Raw genomic sequence first — 15,597 nt, 5'->3', positions numbered from 1 at the left:
AAATATGTATTCTCAGGGATTTAGCTATGCCAAACGAAGCTGCTAACCAGGAGCAAACCTTCTTAATCGATTTATTAAGAGCAACTTATCAAAGTCAGAAAGTATCTTCAATTCTGCAACGTAACTTAAGCAAACTCAATGATAACTTAGCTTTAATGCTTTAATGTTGCGAAAATGGGTCAGCGTAGACGCGTAGCAACTTGTCGTCAGACATCGCTTTTCTAAAAAACCCACCAATGCTACTAATATAGCCCTACAAGCCTGTATTAGGACGTAACGATAAAGAGTTACGAAATTATCAAGAAAGGCAGAGGGCAGGAGGCAGAAGGGAATACTGCAACAGTCCTCTGGCTGTGACCGAACCGAACTTGGGTCTAAAACCCCGCCGTCTACACGGCGCAAACAACATTGGGAGCCAGTTCGGTGGACGGGCTTCCCGGCATAAAGGAACTGGCGTGCGGTGTCTGAATCCCCGACGAAAAAGTTCCTTCTGCCTTCTGCCCTCTGCCTCCTGCCTTCTTCAAGCACATGCTCAAAAAAGGGCAAATTGAAAAGAGTGGAGAAAGGGACCGTTAAAGAACGGATAAAATTCATTAGGACTTACGCAAAATATCTCTCAAACTCTGATTTCTCCGTGCCCTCTGTCTGTGGTTCGTTATTCAATAACTGCCTTGAAAATAAGGCAGAAGGCAGGAGGTAGGAGGGAAAGACATTTTCATTGTTCCTTGTGAGCGCAGCTCATGAAGTCTCTTGCGTAAGTCCTATCTATAATGAGCGCATGAAGATGGTATCAGTCAAGATTAACTGCAACCAGCCTGCAATCAGGAGTTTCGACCAATATTTTTGTAATGACAACATTTTGTGCATTATTTAAGAACTACTCTTGCTAAAAAAATATCTGCTGATTTTTCACCCAACTTCTAGCGAAAGAAAGAGTTTGAGGCTGAGTATCTCTGTAATCATGAATGCGGACAAGTGTTAACCTGCTGAATAACTGATATGCCGCAATATTTCGGAAAACTACCCACCACGAACCAACCTTGGACAACAGTTAGCAATGTAAAAGCTGTAAGGTGGGACAATAATATTATTAATTTTGACTGTGGCGACTCACGCTTTACCATCAGCGTACTTGCTCCCAATTTAATCCGCGTGCGTTTCGCACCAACTGGGGAATTTATGCCTCGTCGTTCTTGGGCAGTGACGCTGGATGATGCACAATGGGCAACAACACCTTTTGCAGTACGGGAAACTGAAGCAACGGTAGAAATTGAAACAGAAAAGATTCGTGTGTGCGTCCAGCGAGAAAAGTGTCGTATTACCTGTTTCGACAAAGCTAATCGCCCTTTTGCCCAAGATGCAGATATGGGGATGGGTTGGCGGATGGGCGCAGTTGCAGGATGGAAACGAATTACAGCCGATGAACATTTCTATGGTTTTGGTGAACGCACAGGCTTTCTGGATAAACTCAGCGAAGTAAAAACCAACTGGACAACGGATGCTTTAGATTATGATGCACTTACTGATGAAATGTACCAAGCAATTCCATTTTTTATGGCTTTGCGTCCGCAGGTAAGCTATGGCATCTTTTTTAACACCACTTTTTGGAGTCAGTTCGATATCGGTGCTGAACAACCAGGTATTTGGAAGATGGAAACTCGTGGCGGTGAATTGGATTATTACATTATCTACGGCCCCGAACCTGCTCAAATTCTGGAAACTTACACTCAGCTAACTGGGAGAATGCCATTACCGCCGAAATGGGCGCTAGGTTATCATCAATGCCGCTGGAGTTACGATTCAGAAACCGTTGTGCGGGAATTAGCAAAGGAATTTCGCCAGCGCTGCATTCCCTGTGATGTCATTCACCTTGATATTGACTATATGCGGGGCTATCGGGTGTTTAGCTGGAGTCCTCAACGCTTCCCCAACGCGGCAAAACTTATCAGTGATTTAGCAGAGGATGGTTTCAAAACAGTCACAATCATTGATCCTGGTGTGAAGTATGAACCAGAAGCCAATTATCATGTTTTTGACCAAGGAATAGAAAATGACTATTTTGTGCGTAAAGCTGATGGTGCGTTGTTCCACGGCTACGTTTGGCCTGAGAAAGCTGTTTTTCCTGACTTTTTACGTCCTGATGTGTGTAACTGGTGGGCTGATTTACACAAAAGCCTAACTGATATTGGGGTGGCAGGAATTTGGAATGATATGAATGAACCTGCCATAAACGATCGCCCCTTCGGCGATGATGGTGAAAAGATTTGGTTTCCGCTAGATGCACCGCAGGGGGGGGAAGAGAATTCAAAATTCAAAATTCAAAATTCAAAATTAAGAATTGATGTGACTCATACGGAAGTGCATAACTTGTATGGGTTGATGATGGCTAAAGCTTGCTATGAAGGATTGCAACGGCATCGAAGTTCAGAGCGATCATTTGTGTTAACGCGATCGGGTTATGCTGGTGTGCAGCGCTGGTCTTCTGTGTGGATGGGGGATAACCAATCGTTGTGGGAGCATTTAGAAATGTCTCTGCCGATGCTTTGCAACATGGGACTTTCGGGTGTGGCGTTTGTAGGTTGCGATATTGGCGGGTTTGCTGGTAACGCTACAGCTGAATTATTCGCTCGGTGGATGCAGGTGGGAATGCTTTACCCATTGATGCGCGGTCACTCGGCAATGTCTACTGCTCGTCATGAACCTTGGGTATTTGGCGATCGCGTTGAAAATATCTGTCGAGAATATATTAATTTACGTTACCAACTACTTCCCTATATCTACACTCTTGTTTGGGAAGCGGCAACAACAGGCGCACCGATTTTAAGACCATTATTGTACCATTTCCCCAACGATCCCAAAACCTACACTCTCTACGATCAAGTATTGCTAGGTGCATCGCTGATGGCTGCACCAATTTACCGCCCTGGAGTTGAGCATCGAGCTGTCTATTTACCCGCCGGCACTTGGTATGATTGGTGGAATGGCGATCGCTATGAAGGCCCGATTCATATTCTTGCTCATGCACCACTAGAAAGAATGCCACTGTATGTCCGTGGCGGTGCGATCGTTCCCATGCAGCCTGTCAGGCAATACGTTGATCAAGCCCCACTCGACGAGATCCGATTACGGATTTGGCCTGGTAATAGCGAATATCAGCTATTTGAAGATGATGGGCATACAAACAAGTATCAAGATAAAAAGTTTTCGCTAGCAAGTATCAGCGTATTTACTGAGTCTAATCAAACAGTAGTTGAAATTGGAGCGAGAATGGGAGAATGGACACCTCCACCGCGTGAAGTGATTGTAGAACTTGTTGGTGTCGGAGAGCAACGTTTCCAAGATGATGGTAAGCGGCATACTCTGCAATTTTGAAATACGGACTAGGTACTGGGTATTGGGTACTTACTAAAGATGGACATTGGAAAACTTTTCCCTAGTCCCCAGTCCCCAGTTCAACCAAGATTATTTCCTACTCTAAATTGTGCAAGAAAAAATATGCATAGAGGTAGATGAAAACCAAGTCAAAGGGTAACATACAATACAAAGGATATAAATAGTTAAACCGTAAGAAATACGTAAATTTACTACGCTAGATAGATGCGGTTAGAGAACACTCAATGTTAAATGTTAACCGCTTGCGGCTGCAAGATATATTGAAAATCCCTGGAAATTCACTTGTGGCAAAAGTCGCAAGTGCAATTCCCATTTTGGTTGGCAGTTTGGTAGTAGTTGGCTGGTGGCTAGGCATTGAAGTTTTCAAACGTGGCTTTACCGGTAGCCCTGCCACAATGAAAGTTAATACAGCGCTGTGTTTTGTGCTGTGTGGTGTATCGCTGTGGCTATTTTTAACAGGAAGAGAGCAGAGAGAAGTCGAGGAAGCCTCCGCTGGGAGCTCCTCCGAAGGAGAGACGCGTTCGCAAAGCGTCTCGCAGAGAAGCGCGAACGGAGGGAGTAGGGAAGAAAGAATAATTCAAAATTACCCCCATAGTTCCACAGTTTCCAACTCCAGAGGGGGCCGCTTGGCCCGACTCACTCTGCTAATTTCCAGAGTCTGTGCAATAGCTGTCACCACAATTGCTGCGCTCACCCTCTGTGAATATGTGTTTGGCTGGAATCTTGGTATTGACGAACTGCTATTCTCTGACTCACCAACCAGTTTGGCGACATCGTATCCAGGACGAATGGGGGTGAACACAGCACTAAACTTTATGCTGGTCAGCGTAGCCCTACAGATTCTGATTCATCCAAAAACCCACCGCAGTTATTGGTATGCCCAAAGTATCGTTCTAATCGCTACTTTAATTTCCTTTCAGGCGCTCATGGGCTATGCCTACAAAGTAAAAGTTCTCTATGGACTTGCCCCCTATACAACATCAATGGCCTTACACACAGCGGCGTTGTTCACCTTACTAAGTATAGGCCTTCTGTGGATGCGGGCAGAACAGGGGTTAATGAGGGTAGTTACAAGTGATACTTACGGCGGCTTACTTGCACGGCGTTTATTAGTTGCCGCGATCGCAGTGCCTTTTATACTGGGGTGGGTGATTGTTGAAGGTCAACGGGCAGGACAATACGATCCGGCGTTTGCAGTATCGGTGTTTGCGATCGTCCTGATTGTGACTTTTACTATTTTGGTTTGGCAAAGTGCCAGGGTTATTGAACGCCTCAGCCATCAACGCGACCGCGCCCAAGAAACACTGAGAACCTACAAAGATAAGCTGGGAAGTTTTGTAGATGCTAACGTTATCGGCATTCTGTTTGGCGATGTGCATGGCGGTATCCAGCAGGCAAACGACGAATTTCTCAGGATGATTGGTTACACGCGGGAGGATTTGTTAGCAGGTAGGTTAAGTTGGAACACTATCACACCACCAGAGTATTTACACTTGGATGAACGAGGTGTCAGCGAAGCACAAGATAACGCCAACGCTGCTTGTACGCCCTATGAGAAAGAATATATCCGCAAAGATGGTAGCCGCATCCCGGTTTTAGTTGGTTACGTGCTGCTAGGAGAAAATCGGGAAGAGTCAGTAGCATTTATCCTCGACTTAAGCGATCGCAAGCAAGCAGAAGCAGAGCAACAAAAATTAGTACTGTTGGTAGAAAATAGCTCTGACTTTATCAGTATCGCCACCCTTGAAGGTCAATTACTCTACATAAATGATGCAGGTCAAAAGCTGGTAGGGCTTGCCAGCCTTGATGAAGTGAGGCAAAAAGCATTATTAGATTACGTCATGCCCAAAGACAAAGCCTATTTTCAAGAATATATACTGCCGACTGTGCTATTACAAGGGCGCTGGCAGGGAGAATTTTGCTTTTGCAACCTCCAAACAGGTCAACCGATACCAGTTGATTACAACATCTTTACTGTTACAGACAACAACACAGGTCAGCCAATTGCCTTAGCAACAGTGACTCGCAACATCAGCGAGCAAAAGCTGGCTAAGGAAAAAATCCTACAACTAAACAAGGATCTACAGCGCCGCATTTCTGAATTACAAACTTTGTTGGAGGTAATTCCCATTGGAATTGGCATTGCCGAAGATCCAGAATGCCAAAATATCAAGGCCAACCCTTCTTTTGCCAAGCAGTTGGGAATATCCTCAGATACAAGTGCCTCCCTCAACACCGCCTTAGACGAAAAATCAACAAGCTTTAAATTCTACCGAGAAGGCAGGGAACTGTCAGCAGAGGAACTCCCAATGCAATACTCTGCTACTCATGGTGTCGAAGTTCTGGATTGTGAACTCGATGTCGTCCATGAAAATGGAAAAATCGTCAACTTGTTGGAGTACGTTGCACCCCTGTTTGACGAAGAGGGTAAAACCAGAGGAAGCGTTGGTGCATTTTTAGATATTACGGAGCGCAAGCAGGCAGAGGAAGTACTCCTAAATCAGCAAAAATGGCTGGAGGATGTGCTAAATCTGATGCCAAGACCGTTGTTGTTTATCGAACCAGGAACCGCGCGGGTAACTTTTGCCAATCGCTCTGCTGACGAATTAGCTGGGGGCGAATTTCCCAAAGGTGTACCAGCAGCAGAGTATCACACAGTTTATCACTACACAAATGCGGCTGGCGATCGCATTCCCAATGAGCAAATGCCAGGAGTACGGGTTGCCCTTGGCGAACGCCTGAATGGATTGGAGGTAGACTGGCACACTCCCGCTGGTGTGCGCTCTCTACTGATATTTGCTGATACCTTACCAGCAATGCACGGTCATCCAGCTACCTGTATCTTGGTGTTCCAAGAAATTAGCAACCTGAAGGATGCCCAAAAAGCACTCTCGTTAAGTTACAAAAGGCTAAAGCTACTATTCGACACAGCCAACGATTTACTATCAAGCCAAGAACCAGTACTACTAATCGATAGCGTCTACCGAAAACTCTCAGACCAAATTGGTTTAGATGTTTATTTGAACTATTTGGTTGAGGATAACTCTCAAGTAATGCGGTTGGGGTCTTACAGTGGCATTTTCCCAGAGGTGGCAAAGGAAATTGAGTACTTGCCATTTGGTCAAGGGGTTTCCGGTACTGTAGCGCTCTCACGCCATTCCATAGCTTTAGAGAATGTGCAGCAATCCACTGACCCGCAAACAGAATTGATTCGCTTTTTAGGCATTACTGCTTATTATACATACCCATTGATCGCCCAAGGACGGCTGTTGGGTACTCTTTCCTTTGGCAGCCGTACTCGGTTAAGCTTCACCGATAATCAAAAGGGGATGATGCAAGCAGTATGCGACCAAATAGCAATCGCAATGGAACGGGCTAGTTTAATTGCTTCTTTGCAACAACAAACTGAGCAGTTGCAAGAGGCTAACCGCATGAAGGATGAATTCTTAGGGATATTGTCCCACGAGTTGCGATCGCCCCTCAATGCCATCCTTGGCTGGGCGCAATTACTGCAACGAAGCAAGCTCAGTGAAACCCAAATGGCTAGGGCTACGGAGACAATTGAGCGCAATGCCAAAGCGCAAACCCAGCTAATTGAAGACCTACTGGATATATCGCGGATGATTAGAGGCAAGTTACGCCTCAATGTCCGTACTTGTAATTTGGTTCCCATAATTGAGTCAGCTATCAAGACTGTTAGTCTAGCCGCCCAGTCCAAAGAAATCGATTTGAGATTTTCCCTGATTCCCTCAAAAGAAACGCCAAATTCAGATTGGGGATTAGGAATCAACCGCGAAAATCTAGAATCTCCAAATGCACAATCCCAAACCAGTCAACACTCAGAAGATAGCAAGCTTGGCGAAAATTCTCAATTCTTAGTTTCCGGCGATTTTGAGCGCTTGCAGCAAATCATCTGGAATCTGCTATCCAATGCGATCAAATTCACACCTGTCGGAGGAAGGGTAGAGGTGCAATTGTCAGTAGTCAGTGGTCAAGAAAAACAACAGACAACCGATAAATATGCCCAAATTCAGGTGATTGATACAGGCATTGGTATCAGTCCTGACTTTCTTCTTTACGTCTTTGATCGCTTTCGTCAAGCTGATAGTTCTAGCACTAGAACCTATGGCGGATTAGGGTTAGGGTTAGCGATCGTGCGTCATTTAGTAGAATTACATGGCGGTACTGTCCACGCAGATAGTCCGGGTAAAGAACAAGGAGCAACGTTTACCGTCAAACTACCACTTCTCAAGAGTCCGCCCCTTCACCCCTTTGCCCCTGTGCCTGTCTCTCCCTCTTCCCCTCTGCCCCTCTCCCTCCTTGGCGTGCGCGTGCTGGTCGTAGATGACCAAGCCGATACGCGTGAATTCATCACCACAGTCCTCGAACAGTGCCAAGCCGAAGTTAAGGCAGTGGGATCAGTTCCAGAAGCATTGCAGGTAATTACGCAGTGGAAACCAGATGTTTTAGTCAGCGACATCGGTATGCCCCAGGAAGATGGTTACTCTTTGATTCGCAAAGTGCGATCGCAACCCCCAGAACTAGGGGGAAATATTCCCGCCGCAGCGTTGACAGCTTATGCTAGTGCAGAGGATCGGATGCGAGCTATACAAGAAGGTTATCAGCTGCATTTACCTAAACCTGTTGAGGCCGCTGAGTTAGCTACAGTAGTTGCCAGTCTTGTTGGACGGACTTAGAGAAAATGGGGAGTGGGGAAGAAGTAAGGGAGCAGGAAGAGGCAAGGGAGTAGGGAGCAGGGTGCAGGGTGCGATGGGAAAGTGAAAAGCTTGATAACAGGTTCTTTTTCCCCTTTTCTCCCTGCCCCCTGCTCCTTGTCCTCTTTCCCCCTGCCCCTCTGCCTCTTCCCCGTGCCCAATGCCCCATTCCCTTTTTTCCTAATATCTATCAAAATTTATACAAAATTACAAATTACCAAAAAGCAGTTTTTTTCTTTGCAATTTACCGTAGTTGGTGAATACCTGTCATTATAAAAAAATTACGTGTATATTTTTATTGCAATATAAATAATTATTGTCTTTTGATGCGATTGCTACTTAGAGAAGCGATTTATAGCGGTTCCTAAGCAACTGAGGTACGAGGTATACCTAAATCTTTTTGACCAAGGTAATAGCTTTGAAAACTTACCTCACCAGGATATAAACCGCTATAAATACGGTTCGGTTAGCTTGTTGATTAAGGGAAGATTCCCCCAACCTTTCTTAAAAAGCTTACTCTTTTCCTGCTTTACTCCCTTAAAAAGGGGGTCGTCACAGGCAGTTGAATGTGTTATCCGAAACATATTGAGAGTGGCTTCCGAAATAGGCAATTTAAGTGTTGTATTTAAATTATGCAACCTTAGATAATCCAACCAGACGATGTAAACTGTAAATTCAGTATTTTATTAAATTAATGTTAAAAATAAAACTTTTTTCCCTTAATTAGCATGATTAGTCTGTAGTATTGACCCTTTATGTAACGCTACGCACAGTCGTTAAGACAATTTTCGTAGACTTTTTAACCTCTTTACCAGATTGCTGATTAAATTTACTTAGATAAGTATGTAAAAAAAGATAGTATATATTCCAACTCTCATGAATCTAACAAATAAGCATTATTTTATACATAAGATGCCTGAAATGATCGCTCTAACGAAAACATTAATAAAAACAGTAGCTGAATCACAACAACTAGATAATATTGACCTACATGACTCGAAGCGAGCTGATTTTTTACAAGAAGTAATAGAAGGTTTAGAAGACGGTATATTAATTTTAAGTCAAACTGGTGAAGTAGTTCATACTAATGCATCTGCTCATCGCCTTTGTTGTCAATTTAATCAGGGTAATTTCAACCAAAATTTAGTACCGTCAGTCATCTGGAATATTTGTGAGTCGTTACTTAGTAGTCGGTATTTGTTTTCTGATAAACTCATGATTTTATCGGATGAGATTGTGCTTGATAAGTCAAATATTTTTCAGATTAGGGTGAGACTGCTAGATTTAGATGGGTTTGAGATGCCTTGTTTATTAGTAACTATAGAAAATCGATATGAGTCTCTAAAAAATGTAGCAATCACTGAAGTTAAAAAATTTGACCTAACACCACGAGAAGCGGAAATTTGGTTTCTCTATAGAAGCAACTACAGCTACAAAGAAATTGCTAGTAAACTTTACATTACAATAAACACCGTGAAGAAGCACATGAAAAATATTCACACCAAGCGGCAAGCAAGCATGTCTTATAATTGAATGTTACTATCGAAATCAAAATTGATTTTTAAAATGCAATAGGTTATTGGTGATTAACCAAGTAACTACAAACAATCATTTCATGAACTAATACTGGCAGCGTTTCATAGAAAAGCACTACTAGCCCTCGCTTTCATGCGGGGGTCGTTATTTTTAATGCGATCATCTCTAATTTTTCTGCGAGTTTTAACTATCGAGGCTCAGGAGTTTGTTGTAGGCGCAATAAGGTATTGTAAACCTGCCGTTTTAAGATATTGTTATTTTGTAGTTCTATAGTAATTTTGTTGAACTGATCAATGCTTAAACCATTATCTTGGACAATTTTTTGAGAGCGGGTACAATAATTTACTGCGATATCTTGAGCCTTCCTGGGAAGTCCATTTATGCTGTTAGAATCGTTACAAACAATCTTGGGAATTTCTCCATTGCCAATAAGTTTTTTAATTTCTTCAAAGGCATTTTGACGGGCTGGCTCCATTGCAAGTACGGCTTGAGCATAGCTGTCGATTTCAGTATTGTTAACTATTGGTGCTGGAGTTTGAGCGTAAGCTTTTGAACTTAATGAAAAAGCATGAGAAATCACACCCGCAGTGGCGATCGCGCCGAAAAAGAATGATTGGGAAAGAATTCGCTTTCGGCTAGATCGGGAAAATAAATGGTAAGTTTTCTTCATATAGTGTGTGACACAGAACTACATCAGGGATATTATAAGGACTTTGAATTATTTTCGGAGTTGGAAGTTCCAGCAACTGCTCAATACATCAAGCTTTTATATTTGATTGTCAATTTCCTCGGCATACTTGACAAAGTTCGATTATTTTAGTCTGGAGTGTTGACATTTCTGATGCTCCTTGCTTGAGGCTAACTTCTAACTCCAGTAGTAGGGGGAAGCAAGAGATTAACTGTTGCACAGAAAGCAGCTTGATTTCTTGCTGTAAGAAGTAGATCCGTTTGGGATTACCGATATCAGCAGCAATAGCGATCGCTTGTTGATTGCGCTCACCACTTTCTATCATAATCTTCACCCACAGCCAGGTGCGAAATTGTCCAATCAGTGTGGCAACTATCCGTAATCCCGGCTCGGAAGCATTGCTCAAATCTGCCAAGGTTGTCAAAGCTTTAGCTGTATCTCCTGTTCTGATTGCTGCTGCTAATTGTAAGCTATTTTGAGTAGTATTTCTTACTAACTTCGTAACAGTATCTATATCTAAAGGCTTATTGCTTCCTTGGGCATATAGCCGCAATTTCTCTAACTCATTGTAGAGAAGCCGTGTATCATTTCCTACGGATTCTGCCAACAGATGGGCAGTATTGGCAGTCAGTTTCACGCCCACAGTCTGAGCTGCTTGATTAACAGATTGCACCAATAATTCTGTTTTCCAAGGGGGAATGAGCGGAAATTCTCGGAATTCAGTCGCAAATTGTTTTAACAATTTCGTGGATTTGAGGCGTTCATCTGGCTTGTTGCGGCTGGTGAGCAATAAAAATGAGTTTTCGGGAATGACTGGTAGCGATCGCACCAATTCTGCTAATACATTCTCTGGACAGTGCTGGCACAGAGTTGTATTTATCAACCATACCAAGCGCCCACCAGCGCCAAAAGAGGGTGTCATGACCTGATTTAACCCCTGGATAGCAGCATCAGCTTGTTCTGGGGGGAATGAAGTGTAATTAAAACTTATCCATTGGGGATCGAGGATGCGATCGCGCAGCATAGCGATCGCCTTTTCTATGGCAAAGTCATCTTCACCCCAGTAAAAATAGATTGGCATAGATAAACCTCGTGGAGGAAGAGCAGGGGGAACAGAGGGAGCAGGGGGAGCAAGCAAACAATTATTCTTCTTATCGCCTTTATCTCCCATCTGTCCTAATCAGCTTTTATCACACCCAAAAACTAAATACTTTTTAAATGACTCTGTTAATCGGGGTAATTTTCCCTAAAATCTATCAAGTGAGAGCGTGAGGCTATAAAGATTGGACGACAACTATCAAACTTACTTAAATCGGTTAGCACGACTGACGCTGCCAGAAGCCTACAGATCCCAAGTTCAGCATATTCAGGAATCTTCTAAATTTCAGCCGCATTCTGGGTTGAGACAAGCAGCGTCCTTTCCTGGCTATACCCTAATTACCCCGCCGGCAGAAGAAGAATCACAAAACTCTGCTTTTTATGCCAAATTACAGACTTACCAACAGGAACTTTTGCAGTTGCCTTTAAAAGGTAATTTGATTGTACCTGTACCTACTGCTAGCTTCCATCTGACTTTAGCAGATTTAATTTGGGACAATGCTTACCTTGACGCCTATGAAAAAAATCCCAAATTTGACGAGGAGTTACACTCTTGTTTAGCCGAAATGTTTCAGCAATATCAACAATTGATGACAAATAGGAGTCATCCGATTAAATGGCAAATGCTGGGACTGATACTGATGCCAAGAGCTGTAGCAGTTTGTTTAGTACCCCAAGATGAACGCTGCTATGAAGAAATTATTAAATTTCGCCGAACAATTTATCAAAATCCCAAGTTAATTGCCTTGGGTATTGAGCAGCATTATCATTTCACAGCCCATGTTACATTAGCCTATTTTGGGGAGGTTTCATCTGACTTAGACCGCACAGGCTTCAGCACGATGCTTTCTCAATTGAATGAACAATGGCTGTTGAATTTGCCAGAATTTTTGATTGATCGCGTCGAATTGCGAAAGTTTGACAATATGACACGCTATTATCGTGAACCAGACTGGCCGATTTTAGATTTTTGACCTGAAACCGGATCATCTAAACAACATTTTGGGTTTACTAATATAGCGGTTCTCAGTTGAGTCCAATACAGACCTAACCCCCAGCCCCTTCCCTATAAGGGAAGGGGAGTAAGATTCAAAGCCTGTGATGCCACCCTGTGATGCCATGTGCTTCTTTATAGGAGTACAAGTCGGCAGAGCCGCCCAACGCAGTGGCTCCTCCTTTTATATCATGTCCGGCTGATTAGTTATGATAAGGAAAAGAGCTATGGTTTTTTACCATCTAAAATTCCGGTTTTTGATAACCGAGGTAAATTGCTTCTAAAAAAATATCAGGTGTAACAACTTCTGGCAATTTTTCTAAATTAATAATCGCTACAACTTGCTCGGCTAACTTTAGAGATAGTGAAGCTCTTGCCTTTAATGACATTGCACCACGTCGCTGCAAATACTCACGAATAATAGCAAAGTCATCGGGCATCAATGATGATAAATCGGCAATTTGTACTAACTGTTCATGGAGTATCTTTGCCTGTTCTGAAATTGTCAATGTTGCAGATGCGGTAGGTGTTTGGGCTTGAATTACAATTGTGCCAGCAGCCAAATCACCCAAGCGCTTTTCGCGGCTACCCAACATAATTAAAAAAGCGCCAATAAACAAAGTTTCATCAAAGGGTCGCAGTAAAGCACGTAGGGTTGCTTGTTGTAGCCCGATGAGTCTACCATCATCTCGAACTACACGAATTTTAGCAACCCGTTTACCAGGAGTTTGCCCAAACCATAAGGTTTCAAAAAATACAAAATAGCTGATGTAAATTGCAAAAGCACTCAGTAAGAATATTGCTATTAACCAAAGTCCTAAATTCTGAGCATTTGTAATCAAGTCCTCAAAAAAATTGAACAGTTGCGTCGAAAAGACAGTCCAAGTAAGGAAAAATATAAGCAAGGTTACAGCCAAAACTGTATAGTCAATCAGCAGCGCCAAAGCTCGATTACCGATTCCTGCTAAAGTAAATTCCAGCTCTACACTTTCTGGAGTCTGGAATGTGATGCGATTAAAAAAGCGCATATCTTAACTTATTCAAAATTAATTGAGTTGAATTCAGATGTTGAGTTAACGAAAATCTTGCGAGGGAGGTTCTCTTAATTGCAAACCTAGACCTTCACGCCGACTACGCAAGTCCAAGTATAAAACAGCTTTTAGTGCTTGCCAGAAGGGCATAACTAAAACTCCACCTATCAAGCTTCCAATCCAAGAAATCAAATACACAATAGAGTAGATAGCAGAACCTTGCTCAAGCCTGATTAGAAATAAGCTAGGTATATAATTTAATACAAACAGCAACGGAAATGTAACCACAAAAGCAACTAAAACAACGCCCTGAATGCGAAATACCGAGGCTTTAGTTAACTCCCAACTTCTGGCAACACTTTCACCACCATTAATATTTTCCTCAACTGCTAAGGGCACTTCAGCTACTATCCAACGTGAGTAGAACCATGTTAGCCCCAACAGCACAATAATTACCGTTAGAATTATTGCCAATGTGGTTGCAACTATAGTACCTAATAATCCTCCTAATACTATTCCGATTAAGCTACCTAGCACCCCGCCCACGATCGCTAGTCCAAAATAAATTACAAACAAAAATATTCCTACTTGGAAAGCAACTCTTAAAAAAGACCAGAGACGTGGATTAACATGGCTCCTGGCAGTTTGGACACTTTCAGGTTGGTAAATCAATTCTCCAAAAGCCAAGCGTGAAATTAGTCCAGAAATGGCTGCATATTTTGCCCAGCCATAAATCGGAACTAGAATCCACAAGTGAGCGATCGCAGCCAGATTAAGATAAGTCTTTAAATGAGAACGATACAATCGCACCGCAGCACTGACAACGTTACCGATACTCAGTGGTTGTATCTGACTGGAAGATCCAAAATTTTCAGACATAATGGCAAATTTACCTTGAAACTACGGAGATGAATTTGAGGCTATCTTAAGCTAAGTTAAACTCAGTGTTCCCAAAATTCATGAATATTCAACGTTGGATTGCGCGACGAGAACCGAATTGGCAGCGTTTGGATGCCCTATTAAAGCAGATAGAAAAAAAAGGGCTAAAGTCCCTACGGGCAGCAGAAATTAGAGAGTTAGCAAGTTTGTATCGTTCAGTAGCGGCAGATTTGGCTCGTGCCCGCACTCAGCAAATCGGCAATACTTTGATCCAAAGTTTACAATCTTTAACAACTCGTGCCTATACGCAGATTTACCAAGGTTCGCGGCGACAAGAATGGCAAGCAATTCTAGAATTTTACCGCTGGGGATTACCATCTGTAGTCCAGAAAACATTTGTATACATTGCTGCTGCAACGGTGTTGTTTCTACTGGGGGCACTAGTGGCTTGGTGGTATTCGTGGCAAAACCCCAGCTTTATGTCTTTGATCGTACCTGAAAGCTTGATTACCAAGGTGCGAGATGAGCATAAATTATGGATGGGGTCAATTGTCGGCGTTGAACCTCTGGCATCCAGCGGTATTATGATTAATAACCTGTCAGTGTCTTTTGGGGCTGTTGCTGGTGGCATCACGGCTGGGGCATACACAGCTTATTTGATGGTATTTAATGGCTTATTGATTGGTGCTGTTGGTACTTTGGTGGGTCAAAATAATCTGGCTTATCCTTTTTGGGCCTTTGTGTTTCCGCATGGTTCCTTGGAATTACCCGCCATCTTTTTTGCTGGGGGTGCGGGATTTTTATTAACAAGAGCAATTTTATTTCCTGGTAAATATCGCCGTGGAGATGCACTTAAATTCTACGGTTCTCAGGCGGTGCAGCTAGTATTTGGGATTGTACCAATGTTGATTATTGCTGGTGCGATCGAAGGCTTTGTTTCACCTAATCCCAGTGTACCTGATGCAATTAAATATTTGGCAGGAATAGGATTATTTATACTTTTGGTAATGTATTGTAGCCGCAAGCAAACATGAAATAATTTAGGTGGCAACAGATTGTTAAATTGAAAAAATCTGTACAATAGCTGCACTAACCTCTTGTATAGAAAAATTCTGTATTCCAGTGACTCACCGATAAATACATACTTTTTATCTCTTTCTTGCTGAATTAATAATTTTGAAGTTATGTTAATTACTGTTTTTTAATTATTTAAATTAAACTAAATTTTCCCATATACATATTTTTATTAAATTAATCTACTTG

10 protein-coding genes are annotated in these 15,597 nt (G+C 42.6%); 6 read left to right on the top strand and 4 right to left on the bottom strand.

Translation table 11 applies throughout. The annotated features are described in order from the left end of the window. Positions 1 to 26 precede the first annotated feature (26 nt). The 4 genes from RM347_RS12185 (at position 27) to RM347_RS12170 (ending at position 9,641) form a co-directional block, all read left to right on the top strand. The gene (locus RM347_RS12185; protein WP_322716524.1) at positions 27 to 164 is read left to right on the top strand and encodes a hypothetical protein; all 138 of its coding nucleotides are present in this window, start codon (positions 27 to 29) and stop codon (positions 162 to 164) included. 835 nt (positions 165 to 999) lie between these two features. Then, positions 1,000 to 3,372, top strand: a complete 2,373-nt coding sequence (locus RM347_RS12180; protein WP_322716523.1) for a glycoside hydrolase family 31 protein — start codon at positions 1,000 to 1,002, stop codon at positions 3,370 to 3,372. 245 nt (positions 3,373 to 3,617) lie between these two features. Then, positions 3,618 to 8,090, top strand: a complete 4,473-nt coding sequence (locus tag RM347_RS12175) for a hybrid sensor histidine kinase/response regulator (RefSeq protein WP_322716522.1) — start codon at positions 3,618 to 3,620, stop codon at positions 8,088 to 8,090. Between the two features lie 939 nt (positions 8,091 to 9,029). Further along, the gene (locus RM347_RS12170) at positions 9,030 to 9,641 is read left to right on the top strand and encodes a helix-turn-helix transcriptional regulator (RefSeq protein ID WP_322716600.1); all 612 of its coding nucleotides are present in this window, start codon (positions 9,030 to 9,032) and stop codon (positions 9,639 to 9,641) included. A 190-nt stretch (positions 9,642 to 9,831) separates the two neighbouring features. Here RM347_RS12170 and RM347_RS12165 read toward each other — a convergent pair whose 3' ends face one another. Together RM347_RS12165 and holA are read right to left on the bottom strand one after the other, a co-directional pair. Beyond that, a complete protein-coding gene (locus RM347_RS12165) occupies positions 9,832 to 10,314 on the bottom strand; it encodes a DUF4168 domain-containing protein (RefSeq protein WP_322716521.1) in 483 nt (160 codons plus the stop codon). A 109-nt stretch (positions 10,315 to 10,423) separates the two neighbouring features. Then, positions 10,424 to 11,413: a DNA polymerase III subunit delta gene (gene holA / locus RM347_RS12160; RefSeq protein WP_322716520.1), complete on the bottom strand. Its 990-nt coding sequence runs from the start codon at positions 11,411 to 11,413 to the stop codon at positions 10,424 to 10,426. A gap of 202 nt (positions 11,414 to 11,615) precedes the next feature. Here holA and RM347_RS12155 point away from each other — a divergent pair, with 202 nt between their 5' ends. Continuing rightward, positions 11,616 to 12,404, top strand: coding sequence for a DUF1868 domain-containing protein (locus tag RM347_RS12155; RefSeq protein ID WP_322716519.1), 789 nt, complete (start codon positions 11,616 to 11,618; stop codon positions 12,402 to 12,404). A 262-nt stretch (positions 12,405 to 12,666) separates the two neighbouring features. Here the strand turns inward: RM347_RS12155 and RM347_RS12150 are convergent, their stop codons facing one another. Both RM347_RS12150 and RM347_RS12145 read right to left on the bottom strand, forming a co-directional pair. After that, positions 12,667 to 13,452, bottom strand: a complete 786-nt coding sequence (locus tag RM347_RS12150) for an RDD family protein (RefSeq protein WP_322716518.1) — start codon at positions 13,450 to 13,452, stop codon at positions 12,667 to 12,669. Positions 13,453 to 13,497: 45 nt separating this feature from the next. Further along, positions 13,498 to 14,334: a hypothetical protein gene (locus tag RM347_RS12145; protein ID WP_322716517.1), complete on the bottom strand. Its 837-nt coding sequence runs from the start codon at positions 14,332 to 14,334 to the stop codon at positions 13,498 to 13,500. Between the two features lie 80 nt (positions 14,335 to 14,414). On the opposite strand from RM347_RS12145, the gene RM347_RS12140 reads away from it, so the two are divergent. Then, positions 14,415 to 15,368: a stage II sporulation protein M gene (locus tag RM347_RS12140; RefSeq protein ID WP_322716516.1), complete on the top strand. Its 954-nt coding sequence runs from the start codon at positions 14,415 to 14,417 to the stop codon at positions 15,366 to 15,368. The last annotated feature ends 229 nt before the right edge of the window (positions 15,369 to 15,597 follow it).

It is taken from the genome of Nostoc sp. ChiQUE02, from assembly GCF_034531305.2.
In the GTDB taxonomy this organism is placed as follows: Bacteria; Cyanobacteriota; Cyanobacteriia; order Cyanobacteriales; family Nostocaceae; genus Nostoc.
This window is presented reverse-complemented; position numbering and strand designations above follow the sequence as displayed.

Excerpts from the sequence above, each read along its gene's own strand:
- RM347_RS12175 (WP_322716522.1), top strand. The coding sequence starts at position 3,618 with ATGTTAAATGTTAACCGCTTGCGGCTGCAAGATATATTGAAAATCCCT.
- RM347_RS12170 (WP_322716600.1), top strand. The coding sequence starts at position 9,030 with ATGATCGCTCTAACGAAAACATTAATAAAAACAGTAGCTGAATCACAA.
- RM347_RS12185 (WP_322716524.1), top strand. The coding sequence starts at position 27 with ATGCCAAACGAAGCTGCTAACCAGGAGCAAACCTTCTTAATCGATTTA.
- RM347_RS12140 (WP_322716516.1), top strand. The coding sequence starts at position 14,415 with ATGAATATTCAACGTTGGATTGCGCGACGAGAACCGAATTGGCAGCGT.
- RM347_RS12165 (WP_322716521.1), bottom strand. The coding sequence starts at position 10,314 with ATGAAGAAAACTTACCATTTATTTTCCCGATCTAGCCGAAAGCGAATT.
- RM347_RS12145 (WP_322716517.1), bottom strand. The coding sequence starts at position 14,334 with ATGTCTGAAAATTTTGGATCTTCCAGTCAGATACAACCACTGAGTATC.
- holA (WP_322716520.1), bottom strand. The coding sequence starts at position 11,413 with ATGCCAATCTATTTTTACTGGGGTGAAGATGACTTTGCCATAGAAAAG.
- RM347_RS12180 (WP_322716523.1), top strand. The coding sequence starts at position 1,000 with ATGCCGCAATATTTCGGAAAACTACCCACCACGAACCAACCTTGGACA.
- RM347_RS12150 (WP_322716518.1), bottom strand. The coding sequence starts at position 13,452 with ATGCGCTTTTTTAATCGCATCACATTCCAGACTCCAGAAAGTGTAGAG.